Genomic DNA, 14,366 nt, shown 5'->3' on the forward strand with positions numbered 1-14,366 from the left:
ATGACTACCTCAAAGCAAACCTACAGCCAAATAATACTCAATCATCTGCTGGCAGGTAAAAGGCTTTCAAATATGCAAGCCTACGATCAGTACGGAATGACTTGTTTCTTACAGCGCATTAGTGACCTACGCGCTACAGGTATAGTTATTCAAGATGAAATAATTGAAAAAAACGGTAAACGATATAAGTCTTATTGGATAGACCAGCCAGCCAACACTACTGACAGTAAGGTGAGCTAAATGAGCCAGTCAAACGACATATTAGAACCGCGCCTAGTGGCAGTAGATACTTATACGCTGTGCCATGTGGACGACTATATTCAGGACGTATCAAACGATTGTGAAAGCCTTGCTTATGCATTGAACACCATCGAAACAGCCGACCCAGCAAGTCAGGGCGTTATTGTGGCGGTACGTTCTGCGCTACTGGCACACAGCGAACATGCCAGCAAAATGAGCACGGACATCATGGGTAAGATAATCCTACAAGACGAGGTATCAATCAATGAGTAATCAAATATCAGTATCAGCCGACTACTTGGAAAGTATCAGTGAGCAGATAGTGCTACTCAATATTGATACCAGTCATCTAGCAATGGCATTGCAAGCGGTCACTACAGACAATCCTGTATCAGGTGGCGTTATCAATGCGGTCATAACTGCGCTAAGAGCTGCGTCAAAGTCGATGGAGGACATTACCGAGGAATTGGATTGCATGTTGACCACGACAAAGCAGGAGGTAACAGACCATGAGTGATAACGATTTTATAAACGAAGTCATGGACGGGCTAAAAGATGAAGCTATACCCTCAGCCCATCAATTACCTAATGGCTTGCCTGATAGCAGCCTATCTAGCCAGCGTAAAGTTATCGACTTTACTAGCCATGATGACGACGAAGTAATCTTGATATCGTCACAAATGCTATCGGATATTGCCTGCGATATTAATGGTGCAGCTCATACCTTGAATGATGTTAGCCAATTACTCGCACTTATCCATTATGGAAAGATAGATACACGTGCTGCCGCTATGATGGCACGTTTAGCGCATGTTTCTGCCGATACATGGGTAAGTTTCCTATATGAGCAATTAGAGGTTATTAATAAACCCCTAGCACTGACCGCTTATGGCAAGGGGGAATAGATGATCACCAGACCACAAACCAATAGCCAAGAAAAAGCCCGTGCTGTGAACACGGGCGCGGATACTATCTTGCAAGGCTATAAGCCAGCCACAAGGGAACAGCTGGCAGGCGATCCATTTTTAAACAAACTCTATGACATTCTAGAACCTGAACGGCTGCTATCCGTTACAGATAATACTACTATATATCATGGTGATGAAATTGGCAAAACTATACCTACAGCTGGCACGATTGCTCTCGTAATTACTGACAAACAAGGCCAAACCGTCGGTGCGATATTTTTTAAAGCAAACAGCACAGACAAGCCTATTGTTATTGACCCGACAGGTTACGGTGCCTTGGTTATGGGTAGCACTGACCCAAACAGTGAAGTCATCGCTTTTGATCACCTCACTGATATGGTTGATGCCTATATCGCGGCCATCGGTCACGATAAGACACTGATCGCTAGCACCAGTAAGCAAAAGCAGACCATACAACACTGGGGCAGCACGCGCCGCGTTATTGTACCTATGACGCTTGATGATAAAGGCAAAAAAGCATTACTGGCAGGCGTGAAAGCGCAAGCACTTATTACCACAGCCGATATAGTCACGATGCTACAAGCAAATGAAAGCTATGAGTACATCAAAGAGCAGGCAGACATTATTGAGCTTGCCGACACTGCTCACTATCCTGAATGGCGTAAGGATAAAGCAGTTATGCTTAATGCACCTATGGTACATAATACTGGCAGATTTGAACTATATCCAGATGGATTATATTTTGTGGACTATAACCACGACGATCCCAGTAATATCACCTTCAAATTTAAATCCTTCATTTGTTCATCGATTGAAGTTATGGCCATGGTGCGTGATGTCAGTAACGGTAATTGGGGGCGCTTAATACAATGGCATGATGCTGATAGCGTGCTACACAAATGGGCGATGCCAATGGCGATGCTTCAAGGCGATGCGAGAGACTATCGACGCGAATTGGCAAGCTTTGGCTTAAACATTACCACCAATACCAAACAGCGTAGTTATCTCGACACCTATATTCAAGACTACCCTGTTTACGTTCGTGGCTTGTGCGTGGATAAATTGGGCTGGCACGATGATCAATACATATTGCCTGATAGATCACTGGGCGGCGATGATAAGGAGTTAATTGTTTATCAATCTGCCAATGCGGCGAACAATGCCTTAGCGCAAAAAGGCAGTCTTGCTCAGTGGCGTGATGAATTATGCCGCCCACTGGCAGATCAAAAACGTTTAGTGTTTTCAATTTCTTGCGCCTTTGCAGGCCAACTACTCGAACCACTAGGCATAGATAGCGGCGGCTTTCATATCGTTGGCTCATCAAGTATGGGTAAATCAGTATCGTTAAAAGTAGCGGCCAGCGTATGGGGAAATCCTGATAAGTATGTTAAGACATGGCGGCAAACTGATAACGCACTCGAAGGCACAGCATGCGAACATAACGACAGCTTTTTAGGACTTGATGAAATCAGCGAGTGTGATCCAAAGATTACAGGTAAGACCGGCTATATGTTGGCAAATGGTCAAGGTAAAGGACGTAGTACCGTCAGTGGCCACAATCGTAAGTCATCGACATGGCGGCTGATATTCTTATCTAATGGTGAAAATACTATTGAGCAACATATGGCACTGGCAGGACAAAAGACCAATGCAGGCATAGAGATACGTATAGCCCATATTGATGCTGATGCTGGTAAGGGGTTTCGCATGTTTGACAGCTTGGTAATGGCAGGCACAGGCGAGGCACAAGCGGACAAGATAAAAGCGCTATCAGCTACCTACTACGGCAGCGCTGGCATGGCATGGCTTGAGTATATCACCAAAGATAAGGCTATGATCACAACCGAAGCGCAAGTATGGATAGACGAGTTTATGAGTCTCTACCCTGATATAAAGGCGCAAGCGTACCGCGTAGGCACCCGTTTCGCTCTTGTTGCCGCTGCAGGCGAGATGGCAACACAGGCGGGTATTACAGGCTGGCAAAAAGGACAAGCACTGAGCGCAGCGCAAATCTGTTTTGATAACTGGCTTAATAATTACGGTCGCGGTGGTGAGCATGAGCAGCGCCAAATCATTAAACATATTCAGGCGTTTATTGAACAGCATGGGTCAAGTCGTTTCGAACCACGCCATAGTCACCGATGCCCAGACTTTGAGCCTAGAACCTCTAACCGTGTGGGCTATCGCAATACTAATACAGGGGATTATTACTTCTTAATGAATACCTTTGAGATGGAAATCTGCCCACCTTTTAATACTAAAAAAGTCTTACAGGTATTAGACGATGCAGGGCTTTTGATGCGTAATCAAGGTGACCGCAAAGCATACAAGGCACCAAAGACACTTTTTATAGAACGCGATCCATTCTATGCAGTTAAATCTCAAATATTAAGTTATGAAACAGATAAAACCATGGGACATACGGGACTAGCGGGACAGGCTTTTGACAGCAAGAGCTAAACACTGTCCCGCACTCTAAAACATTACTGGGCATACGGGACGGAAAACAATAATTTGCTAACTCTGTCCCGTTAGTCTCAAAAAATGAAAACAGGTTGGGACAGCTCAAAACTAGTAAGCACGGGGGCTGTCCCTTTGTCCCAACTGTCCCAAGCAAAAAAAAACTAAGGTACAGAAAAAACAGTAAGAGGCAGGCGTGTATCGTCTGCCTTTTTTGTGCCTGATGATACTACGCTCATAAGCCCATCTGAACATATTGATTGCATTAACAGATACCCCCCAAGTTTGGGGCTAGCGACTTGGCTTTGGATCACCCATACCACCGTTATTATTGGGCAGCTTTAACACGATAAAAATGGAAGCAAAACCATGGAATCAAGCGATTTTGGAATCAAGAATCGCCTTTTTCAGAATATTTAAATAACGTCAATCGCTTATCACCTAATAGATACAGAGGAATCAGAAAAGGAATTTGGAATCACGAGGAAGCAGAAAAAAGGCTGTTATCCACTTATCTAAAAGCTCGTTCAGTGACTCAATAATATGCTACAAGAACGCTTTTTTTGTCTTTAAGAGTTGACGTGCCGGTATCTCGGTAATCATCACAACCATAAGACACTAATCAAATAGAATTAAGCTGCCTAGTTTAGGCTCGCTTCACTCCCGATTTACAGGTTACTAATCTGGAGAAACAAAAGGCGAGGCACGACTCCATTCACAAACTGAACGGTTATCGTTGATTAATGATGTTCTCTCTGAGTTCTAGAATTAGATTTCCTTACATATACTGATTTATCTGATAAGATCACTTTGAAGCTTATTTTATCAATACCCTAGATAAATATTTTCTAGCGTAAATTTGTCCGTAATAAGGCCGTATAGTTATCGCCTTTATTATCATTATTAGTAAGAGGTAAAGTATTCTATGGAAAAATTTTTTATTGAAAGGGTTCAAATCGAGGGAGGCTTTCTTGATGGATTAGACGCTAGTCTACAAAACGGTTTAAATACGATAATCGGTGCTCGAGGTACTGGCAAATCAACATTTGTTGAATTGATAAGATATTGTTTAGGGATAAAAGGACACACAACTGAGTCTCAAGCAAAGGCAATTGGGCATGCCAGATCTGTATTAAAAGATGGGCAAATAATAGTAACCCTTTCTGACGGTATAGAGAGGATCAGATACTCTAGGACTGCTGAAGGCGAAACAACCCCGACGATATACAATATACCTAAACTTCCACTAATATTTTCCCAAACAGAGATTGAAAACATAGGGCTAATTTCAAGTGGAAGACTTAAAATTATTGACGGATTCGTGGACGGTCTAAGTGATTTAAAATCCCAAGAATTGTCTGCTATTTCATCAATTGAATCTTATTCATCAGAAATACTATCTTTGACATATATGATCAATGACTCTGAAGATAAACTACTGCAACTGCCATTTTTAAAACAACAGCTTAAAGTTTTAGAGTTGGAGGAACAAAAAATTTCAGAAGTATCTAAACAAGCGGCTCAAAAGTCAGAGCAGTTAAAAAGTCTAGAAAAAGGCTATCTTGAACACTCTGCTATCGTGAAATATATAAATGAATATTTAACATCTCAAGTGGAATGGAAGGTAGAACTGAGCAATAGCCTCAACAAAGCCAAAAAGACTAGCAATTGGCTTTATCCTTCTGAAGACCCTTTGCTTGAAGTTATACGTTTCAAACACGAAGCAGTTAAAAAAATTGAAGAAGCGTTACTGAACATACAAGTAGCAGAGAAAAAAGCTATTGAGAAGATCAATACGAGTCAAAACTCTATCAGCTTAATAACACAACAAGGTCAACTTTTAAGAAGTGAAATAGATAAACTAAAAAAAGGTTCTGGTGAGATATCAAGAAAATGCCAAACAATAAGGAATGAAATATCACAATTAGAAGCTGTATTGTTAACTACTACAGAAAAAAATAATAAAATTAATAGTCTTAGGCAAGAGCGAAACAATGCTTTAACACAGCTAGAGCTAGTCCGAACAAAACGCTCTCAAAAACGTTCTATCGTATGTTCTGAATTATCCTCAGTTCTACAGCCCAAAATTAGAGTTTCAATAGAAGAAGCAAGTCAAATTGAAGATTACCAGCAAGAGCTAATTAACGCATTGAAAGGAAACGGTATCAAATATAATGAGCTTGCACCTATTATAGCTGAGACAATCCCGCCGAGAGCTTTGCTTGATATTATAGAAAACAATAATGCTGATGAACTTATATCGCTAGTATCTATATCAAAAGAGAGAGCTTTCAGAGTTATAAGTAGTTTAAAGTTATCAGTTGATAAAATTGCAACAGTTTTATTAGAAGATGAAATAAAATTTGAATTATTAGACGGTTGTGGCTTTAAGGATTTTAGTGAGCTTTCGACAGGCCAGCGATGTACTGTGATTCTTCCTTTAGTTTTAGAACATAAAGATACTGTTTTAATTGTTGATCAACCAGAAGATCATATTGACAATGCTTTTATAGTGGAAACCTTAATATCTGCAATTGTTCGAAGGTCAGGTAAAGGTCAAGTTATTGTTACTACCCATAATGCTAACGTTCCAGTGTTAGGGAATGCCGCGGAGGTTATACATCTAAACTCCGATGGAACGAGAGGATATATTGTATCTGAAGGTGCATTGGACAATCCTAAAATAATTGAAGCTATATCTACAGTCATGGAAGGTGGTAGAGATGCATTTAGAAGAAGAGCTTCATTTTATGAACAGTAATTACGAAGAAGCTTTAGCTGCCTTATCATCACCAACGGCGATAGATCGTTTTAATGCTGCTAGGTATTTTATTAAAAATATTGACAGTAGGGCTACTGATCAGCTCATGATACAGAGAAGAATCGAAAGAGTCAGACACGTAAGAATGGCTTTGGACAAAGCTTTGAGTAATATCAATAAATTAGAAACAAATCAGTTATTAACTATAGACATTCAAGTTGATGAAGCAACTGATGTAGAGAGAAAAAGGTATTTAAAAGCGGAAGCGATCGATGAGTTCTCAGGAATTCTTTTACATGAATTAGCCCCAAAACTTGGCATTCTTGAAGCTACTTTAAATACAGAGTTTCACTCTTTTGATTCAAGTCAGTCTAAAAAGTGTATCAGCAACTTAATGCAAGTTTTCAATGCAATTGAACAACTTAGAATTTCTGCTAGTGCACCTGATAGCAAGGAAATTGATTTAGCACAATTGATAAAAAATATTTTAACAGAGGAGGTTCAGGGAACTATAAGAGTCAACTTAGAAGGTAGTCAACCCTATATCATAAAGACAGATCCTGCTCTGCTAAGTCTTGCTGTTTCTAATGGAATTAGGAATAGCAGTGAATCAATTAATGCCCTAACTAACATGAGTGATGATAAAAGTATCACGGTATCTTGGGGGGGGAGTGATCAAGAGTTCTGGGTATCTATCATCGATGAAGGAATTGGGGTTCGAGGCAATCCCAATGAAGCATTCAATATTGGGAACACAAATAAAACAGGCCATACAGGATTTGGAATGGGCATTATGAGGCAAGCGATAGATAGCTTAGGTGGAACTGTAGAGCTATCTAATATTGAGTCAGGTGGTGCGAAACTAATTTTAAGATGGGGAAATTTTAATGTCTAATCATAACTTTAAAGTCTTAGTAGTGGAGGATGAAGTTAATATTTCTGACTATATAACAAGTGTTTTTACGGCAATAGATGATCGAGTTGAAGTTACTATTGCAGGAAGTCGAGATCAAGCTTTTGATATTTTAAATGATTCGAACCAATTTTTTGATTTTATTACTCTGGATCTCAAAATCCCAGTTGACACTGATAGCTTTGAAAAATCACCGCAACATGGTTTAGCAGTTTTAGGTCGCTGTACGGTTATGGCGAAAGGTACCCCTCTGCTCATTTTTACAGGCACAAGTACTGTAGATATGATAACTGATTTTTTAGCCTCTTCTCATAATTTAGATGTTTGGTATGAAGGCCGATCGCGACCAACTATCGACCATCTACCTAAAACAAAGATGAATGAATTTAGAGAAAAAGTAACTGGCATTGTTAACGCTGTATTAAATCTGTCTGACATCGAGTTAAATTATTCTTCTGATTCATTGCCAGTCGAACATGACAGATTAATCCGCATTTTCACTAAAAGTCAGGGAGGGACGTCTGCTGTAGTTAATAAAGTGGGAGGAGGTCTGTCTGCTGCAAAAGTATATTCGGTACATGTGAAGAATGAGAATGGCAAAACAGTTCATATAGCTATTTCAAAATGTGGGCCGATGGCGGATATTGATAAAGACGCATTAAATTATGATAGTAAGATAAATCGGTTGAGGCCTGAAATTACCCCAAGAAAACTTCAACATATAAAGTTCGCTGCCAAATTAAATTCGGGCGTTTTTTATGGTCTTGCGACAGACTATAATCGTTCTTTCTTCAAGTCTGTTGAAGAAGATGTAATTACCATAGAAATTAGAAAGTTTATATTTTCTATGATGGATAAATGGCATGACACTTCTTTACAAAAGCGAGTTTCAATAAAAACTATTAGGCAAAACTTAGTTGATGATGAAACAAGTGAGCTTTTGAAAGAACAGTATGGACTTGATTGGGCAAACAAATTTGAGGACAACAAAGTTCAAGCAAATATTGGCTGCTTTCATAGGGACTTACATGGTGAGAATATTCTTATCGATACAGCTAGCAACCGCGCAACTTTGATTGATTACGGTGATGTTTCAGAAGGCCCAATCACTATAGATCCAATAACACTAGAGTGTAGCTTCTTATTTCACCCTGACACAATTAAATATGACTGGCCTACTAAAGCGGATATTGAAAATTGGGAAAATATAGACAAATATATTGAAGATTGCCCAATCGCTGAAAATATTCGCTTCTGTAGAGAATGGGCTAGTAGCATAGGAGCAGGTTCCCGAGAACTTGCTGCATGTTTATACTCATATTCTTTAAGGCAACTAAAATACAAAGACACTAACAAAGAAATTGCTTTAAATTTGTTGCAAGCTTCCAAAAGAATTTATGATCAATCTTAAATGTTCTTTGTAAAAGCAATAAGCCCCTTACCCTATTTAAGGTTCTAATAGATATTTCACATAGCAAAAAAATTAATAGGTGACTGATGGCACAGTCATTTCCCTATCTTAAAGTAAGTTAAACGTACACCATATACATAGTGTGTACGTTTAACTTATTTCATAAAAACCTTGTCATCAAAGTGATTTCACTTACTCGATTGGATATATATATTACTATATTTTTATAAAAAACCAAACTGTTTGTATGTTTTTTGATCAAAACCCTAAGATAGCTGGGAGATTCAATAAATTTAAAACGTTACTCTATTAATCATAGTCAGTAAGCAACTGGCTATGAAAACTAAACCCTCAGTGGAGTAACAACTATGAAAATTTTCATGAATAATGGTAGTCAAGGCGCAGGCTTTCCGAGCACAACAGACAATCCATCAGGTGGTGGTCGCGATAATAATCCACCCAAGGGCAAATAAATCACTTTTAGTTACTTTTTAGTTTTTTTATGCTCAAGCCATACGTTCATTACGTGTGGCTTGTTTTTTTAGGTAGTCTGGCCATTCAATACGATCATTTTTTATATTTTCACTGACCTTTGATTCGTAGTGACCTGTTATGGATTCCCATAAATTATGATAATCATCATAGAAGATATAGCTATCGCTATCAGACTTCTCATACAAGGTTTGAAAAAAAGCATAGACCAACCAGATTAATCCAACAAAGTTATGGTCAAATCCTTCTAAAGCCTCAATATCAGCGTTTTTTACATACTTGACCATATTATTTCGGCGGAGATTAAGGACTTTACGAGACTCATCATCATCTGTTCTATCCTCAATACCTAACAGCCAATATAAATCTATTAAAGTAATCCATTTACCTTCACTTGTCCGACGAATATAGTATTCACGCTTTCCTTCTGGGTCATTAATGGCAGGCCATTTAATCTCTCCACTTATACCTCTTGTAGTTTTGGGCATCTCCTCATGCTGCTGAAAATATAGCCAAGTTTGCGACCATTGTAAGAAAGTACGAGACGTACGAGTAAATAGGCTACCTTTTTTACCTAACGAAATAAACTTATCCGCTTCTGAATCATACTGTAATTTATTTGGATTTGGCTTTTTTTGAAACAGATGTCCTAGACTGATAGGATTGATTAATGATGAACATTCGTGATGATGAAAGTAAGCGTCAAGATGCGCCACAAAGCTCAGCAGTAAATGCATATAAAAACTCTCTGCAGTCATCTCTACATTAAGCTCATCACTCTCATAACTAAATTCACAGTGTAAATAGTCTTTGAACCGTTTTATAGCCGACTGAGACAGCTCTTGACTGGCGCAAGCATCAATAACCTCTGTATGTTCATACAACTTGCTATCAGACACTACACCCATAATTCGTAGTAGCGCCTGATAAGGATGTGCTGACATTTCTCCTTTTTGAATATCTTGCGCATTAATACATGTATCGAACGACGCAAATATTGAATCATTCAATACTTTGGCTATTTGAAACGGTTGTCTACGATGGTCTCTAGATAAACCTGCGGTTAATATTTTTAATAGCTTGTTAGGGTCAGCCCCCATCTGTGTGATGAAATAACTTGGTAGCATATTAAAAATATAGCGCTGCTTTTCATCTTCAGTATCGCAAAGCTTAATGTTTTTATCTGTCATGCTGTGTACCTCTTACTCTCTGTATAGCCCACCTATGCATGATCACCCAACTTCGTATCAAGCATCAATCTAATAAACTTCTTAAATTGATTAGGATTAGACAGAAGATGCATGGTCATGTCTTCAAACGCATCTTTGGCTTCAAACATAGCGTCTTCGGCGGCATCAGGATAACCACCAAGCATAATCTGATCGGTACTGTTATTACTGAATTGCTTGACCACAATTTCATTTTCCGTGACCTTATCCCAAATAGTATTCATAAAATTAACTTTGTCTTTATCAGTAAAGTCCTCGCCCGCAAATACCTCGTTCAATCGATTAATGACTTTCGACAGCAGCTCTTCTTTTATATCCTTAGGAGTTGCTGTACCAGCGCCGCCGCCAGCTTCTAATTCACCACTACCCTCTTGTAGCTTTAGGTCTTGCTGGTATAGCTTTGAGACGCGGTAATGACTCATGACGATATTACTTAGATCAACGTCATCTTCATTATCCACACTTTCGCGCAGTAGCGGCTGTAGGTTACGCGCGTATAGGCTCAGCTTCTCCAGCTCTTTAGAGTCATAGTCCACGATTTGTGACATAAACTCATATTGACGGGTAAAGGTACCCAAATCCTTTTTAAAGATTTCCAGCGCATCTTGATCGGCCTTAAAGCCTTTGTAGTCATTCTCGGCATTGGTCATTAGCACCACATCGCCCGTGGCTTTGGTGCGCTCAAGCATCACCTTGGCATGCTGGGCTTGTTCACGTGCCAGCTTATAGCGCTTCTGCCAACGCTCGACCGCTGGCTTACAGATGTTACTAATGGCAGCGTTAGACTTACTCTTACTATAAAAAGCTTCAACAAACTGCTCGACCTCATGCCATAAGAAGATACCGCTGGCACGCAATTTCTCATAAAGGTCAAACACCTGATCGGGGTCAGACACATCTGCTAAGGTAGCGGTCTCATAGTACGGCTGGAAGGCCTCAAGGATGTCTTCAGGATCATTAAAGAAGTCGAGCACAAAGGTGCCGCTTTCAGCCTTACCCTTATAGGTACGATTCAGCCGTGAGAGGGTCTGTACGCAGTCCACGCCCGTCAGCTTCTTATCCACGTACATGGCGCATAGTTTGGGCTGGTCAAAGCCTGTCTGGAACTTATTGGCCACTAGCATCACTTGATAGTCATCACTATCAAAAGCTTTACGCATATCACGGCCTTTGAGACCGATATTCATATTATGCTCAGTGAACTTCTCGCCAAGTAGCGCGCCGCTATCAGGGTCATTATCGTTAAAGGTGACTTCCCCTGAGAAGGCGACCATGGCATTGATGCCGCGGTAACTGTAATCACTAATATATTTATCAAAAGCCAGCTTATAGCGTACCGCTTCTTTACGCGACCCTGTCACCACCATGGCCTTGGCTTGCCCGCCGAGTAAGCCTTTTATATTGTCGTTAAAGTGCTCAATGATGATCTTAACTTTCTGCGCGATATTGTGCTCATGCAGTCGCACCCAGTTATTGAGCTTAATCTTGGCGCGGCGGGCATCGACTTCATCATCTTCGGCGGCCAGCTTCTGCTTAAGCTGATAGACCACCTTATAGTTGGTGTAGTTTTTTAGCACGTCTAAGATAAAACCCTCTTCAATCGCTTGGCGCATTGAATACACATGATAAGCGGCGGGCAAGTTATCGCTAGCAGCTGGCAAGTCAGGGTTAGGCAAGCGTCCAAACAGCTCGATGGTTTTTGGTTTAGGCGTGGCGGTAAAGGCGTAATAGCTCAGATTCGGACTGCTACGGCGCGCAGCAAGCGTGGCATCTAAGATATCTTCACTAGATAGCGGCGCGTCATCATCTGCATTACTTTCTATATCACCTGAGACCAACACTTCTTTAAGCTGGCGAGCCGTAGAGCCTGTTTGTGAAGAATGCGCTTCATCGGCAATGATGGCATAACGGCGTGACTTTAGGACGCTTGAATCTTCAATCGCTTTGAGTACAAACGGGAAGGTTTGAATGGTGACGATAATAATCGGCTGCGATTTTACCAGCGCGGCGGCAAGCTGTTCAGACTTTGAGCCATCACCCTCTTTTCGATTAATTTTACCGACCACGCCATCAGCATGTTCAAACTGATAGATAGTATCTTGTAGCTGGTCATCAAGCACGGTACGGTCAGTAATAACGATAACTGAATGAAACTGTTTATCGCCGTCGCTGTTGTATAACGTGGATAGCTGATGCGCCGTCCATGCGATAGAGTTAGACTTGCCCGAGCCAGCACTATGCTGAATGAGGTACTTTTGACCCGCGCCCTCATCAATGGCCGCATTGACCAATTTGGTCACCACATCCCACTGATGATAGCGCGGAAACATCATGGTTTCTTTTTTAGACTTACGCCCAATCGCGTCTTCTTCTTCCTCTATCTGCAAGTGCATAAAGTGGCCGAGAATCGCCAATAGGTTCTCTGGGGTGAGTACTTCATTCCATAGGTAATCGGTGGCATAGCGGCTGCTATCCGCTGGCACGTCATTACCCGCACCGCCATCACTAGTGCCTTTGTTAAAGGGCAAGAAGTAAGTACTGTCACCTGCCAGCCTTGTGGTCATATAAACTTCATATTGACTGACGGCAAAGTGCACCAATGCGCCGCGCTTAAACGTCAGCAGCGGCTCGGGTTTTTTAGTATCAGGGTCTTTTGGCAGGCGGGTCTTCTTGTACTGAGTAATAGCGTTATTAACCGACTGCTTAAACTCGGACTTTAGCTCCATCGTCGTCACGGGTAAGCCATTGACGAATAACACTACATCAATACGGTTACGCTTAGCAACCTTGTCATTAGCATCAGTGCTGTCTTTTAGGCTGGTATGCGGGCTATAAACCACCTCAGGAACAACACGGCAGATATTGGCCTTATAGCGTGCCATGATTTCAGGATTGAGACTGTGCTCAGGCTTAAACTGGCACAAGCTAAAACGCGCGTTACGAATCTTTAAACCATGACGCAATACACCAAGCGTGCCGTAACTACGCGACGCTTGATCGGTAGAGTGCTCATCAGCCTTATTAAGTTGCTTAACCAATGCGGCGATAAAATGACGCTCACTATCAATAGGGAAAGTGCGGCAGAACTTCTCCCACTCTTGCGGCTGCGTGCCCTGCACAAAGTCCAGCACGTCTTGCTCATATAGCGCCGTCTCTGCCTGATAGCCGCTAGGATTGCCCAGCTGCCAGCCATGTGCCTGCATCTGGTCGATGATATCGGCTTGAAAGACAGTTTCGTAAGTAACATTGTGCGCGTTAGTCATTTTAGGTTCTCTAGAATTATTATTTCAGTTCAACTACGTGATTCAGAATGTGAAATACCATAGAGTTTTTTAGAATCGATATCAGGAAATAATTGCCGTGCTTTCACATACCATATCGTTTCAAAGGTCGATACGGCTTCTTTAAACCTCTCACAACTTTCAATCGAGTACAGTGTCGTAAAATCATTTTGTAATCTTGGTTTAGAAATAAACTTGTCTGACAATTGCTCTATATCATCTAACTCTCTAGATTCAGAATGACTAATACTTTTTGAATGAACAACAAGATTTCGGAAATCCACCATAGTATCGATACTGTCTAGAAGCTTTTCAAGAATCTCTTTATTTTCTTCACTTTCTAACTCATTTTCGTAAACATTCAACCGTCTTAAAAACCAACGAACTTTCTCTTTTAAATTAGATGATTCTCTAAATTTTCTATAATCACTAGAAAATAAAACTTTACCATAGGTGTTTAGTCTAGACTCTAGCGCTAGGCAGTAGAAAAGCATTGCTGGTATAGTTTTCTTAAAGGTATGACCAAGTTTTTCATTCTTTGCTTCTTCAAAAAGGGTATGAGCTATTGAAATTAGAAAAATGTCATTATTTAAGTAGCTTTCGACAACGGCCATACTATTTCCTATATTAGAGTTTTTTATAGATGTAAA

The 14,366-nt window shown here is 40.6% G+C and carries 11 protein-coding genes; 8 read left to right on the forward strand and 3 right to left on the reverse strand.

The window, feature by feature from the left end; genetic code table 11:
- From AC5JPO_RS04605 to AC5JPO_RS04640, 8 genes are all read left to right on the forward strand, one after another.
- Positions 1-240 (forward strand): helix-turn-helix domain-containing protein, encoded by a 240-nt coding sequence (locus AC5JPO_RS04605; RefSeq protein WP_493853404.1) that lies wholly within the window; start codon positions 1-3, stop codon positions 238-240.
- Positions 241-513, forward strand: a complete 273-nt coding sequence (locus tag AC5JPO_RS04610; protein WP_493853405.1) for a hypothetical protein — start codon at positions 241-243, stop codon at positions 511-513.
- On the forward strand, positions 506-757 hold the full coding sequence (locus AC5JPO_RS04615) for a hypothetical protein (protein ID WP_493853406.1): 252 nt from the start codon (positions 506-508) through the stop codon (positions 755-757). The genes AC5JPO_RS04610 and AC5JPO_RS04615 overlap by 8 nt, the downstream gene beginning before the upstream one ends.
- On the forward strand, positions 750-1,145 hold the full coding sequence (locus tag AC5JPO_RS04620) for a hypothetical protein (RefSeq protein ID WP_493853407.1): 396 nt from the start codon (positions 750-752) through the stop codon (positions 1,143-1,145). The genes AC5JPO_RS04615 and AC5JPO_RS04620 overlap by 8 nt, the downstream gene beginning before the upstream one ends.
- Positions 1,146-3,629 (forward strand): DUF927 domain-containing protein, encoded by a 2,484-nt coding sequence (locus AC5JPO_RS04625; protein ID WP_493853408.1) that lies wholly within the window; start codon positions 1,146-1,148, stop codon positions 3,627-3,629.
- A gap of 925 nt (positions 3,630-4,554) precedes the next feature.
- Positions 4,555-6,390 carry an AAA family ATPase gene (locus AC5JPO_RS04630; RefSeq protein ID WP_493853409.1) on the forward strand — a complete coding sequence of 612 codons (1,836 nt, stop codon included), beginning with the start codon at positions 4,555-4,557 and terminating at the stop codon, positions 6,388-6,390.
- Entirely contained in the window at positions 6,353-7,285 is a 933-nt protein-coding gene (locus AC5JPO_RS04635) for a sensor histidine kinase (protein WP_493853410.1), read from the forward strand. The genes AC5JPO_RS04630 and AC5JPO_RS04635 overlap by 38 nt, the downstream gene beginning before the upstream one ends.
- Positions 7,278-8,714, forward strand: coding sequence for a hypothetical protein (locus tag AC5JPO_RS04640; RefSeq protein WP_493853411.1), 1,437 nt, complete (start codon positions 7,278-7,280; stop codon positions 8,712-8,714). The genes AC5JPO_RS04635 and AC5JPO_RS04640 overlap by 8 nt, the downstream gene beginning before the upstream one ends.
- A gap of 506 nt (positions 8,715-9,220) precedes the next feature.
- Here AC5JPO_RS04640 and AC5JPO_RS04645 read toward each other — a convergent pair.
- Genes AC5JPO_RS04645 through AC5JPO_RS04655 form a run of 3 tightly spaced genes read right to left on the reverse strand, consistent with a single transcriptional unit; the run spans position 9,221 to position 14,330 of the window.
- Complete coding sequence (locus tag AC5JPO_RS04645) at positions 9,221-10,396, reverse strand: hypothetical protein (RefSeq protein ID WP_493853412.1); 1,176 nt, start codon at positions 10,394-10,396, stop codon at positions 9,221-9,223.
- A 32-nt stretch (positions 10,397-10,428) separates the two neighbouring features.
- Positions 10,429-13,698 (reverse strand): type I restriction endonuclease subunit R, encoded by a 3,270-nt coding sequence (locus AC5JPO_RS04650; RefSeq protein ID WP_493853413.1) that lies wholly within the window; start codon positions 13,696-13,698, stop codon positions 10,429-10,431.
- 29 nt (positions 13,699-13,727) lie between these two features.
- Entirely contained in the window at positions 13,728-14,330 is a 603-nt protein-coding gene (locus AC5JPO_RS04655) for a hypothetical protein (protein WP_493853414.1), read from the reverse strand.
- Positions 14,331-14,366: the final 36 nt, after the last annotated feature.

It is taken from the genome of Psychrobacter sp. H25, from assembly GCF_059076335.1.

Bases quoted from the DNA above. Each gene is read 5' to 3' on its own strand.
- AC5JPO_RS04605 (WP_493853404.1), top strand. From the start codon at position 1: ATGACTACCTCAAAGCAAACCTACAGCCAAATAATACTCAATCATCTG.
- AC5JPO_RS04610 (WP_493853405.1), top strand. From the start codon at position 241: ATGAGCCAGTCAAACGACATATTAGAACCGCGCCTAGTGGCAGTAGAT.
- AC5JPO_RS04615 (WP_493853406.1), top strand. From the start codon at position 506: ATGAGTAATCAAATATCAGTATCAGCCGACTACTTGGAAAGTATCAGT.
- AC5JPO_RS04620 (WP_493853407.1), top strand. From the start codon at position 750: ATGAGTGATAACGATTTTATAAACGAAGTCATGGACGGGCTAAAAGAT.
- AC5JPO_RS04625 (WP_493853408.1), top strand. From the start codon at position 1,146: ATGATCACCAGACCACAAACCAATAGCCAAGAAAAAGCCCGTGCTGTG.
- AC5JPO_RS04630 (WP_493853409.1), top strand. From the start codon at position 4,555: ATGGAAAAATTTTTTATTGAAAGGGTTCAAATCGAGGGAGGCTTTCTT.
- AC5JPO_RS04635 (WP_493853410.1), top strand. From the start codon at position 6,353: ATGCATTTAGAAGAAGAGCTTCATTTTATGAACAGTAATTACGAAGAA.
- AC5JPO_RS04640 (WP_493853411.1), top strand. From the start codon at position 7,278: ATGTCTAATCATAACTTTAAAGTCTTAGTAGTGGAGGATGAAGTTAAT.
- AC5JPO_RS04645 (WP_493853412.1), bottom strand. From the start codon at position 10,396: ATGACAGATAAAAACATTAAGCTTTGCGATACTGAAGATGAAAAGCAG.
- AC5JPO_RS04650 (WP_493853413.1), bottom strand. From the start codon at position 13,698: ATGACTAACGCGCACAATGTTACTTACGAAACTGTCTTTCAAGCCGAT.
- AC5JPO_RS04655 (WP_493853414.1), bottom strand. From the start codon at position 14,330: ATGGCCGTTGTCGAAAGCTACTTAAATAATGACATTTTTCTAATTTCA.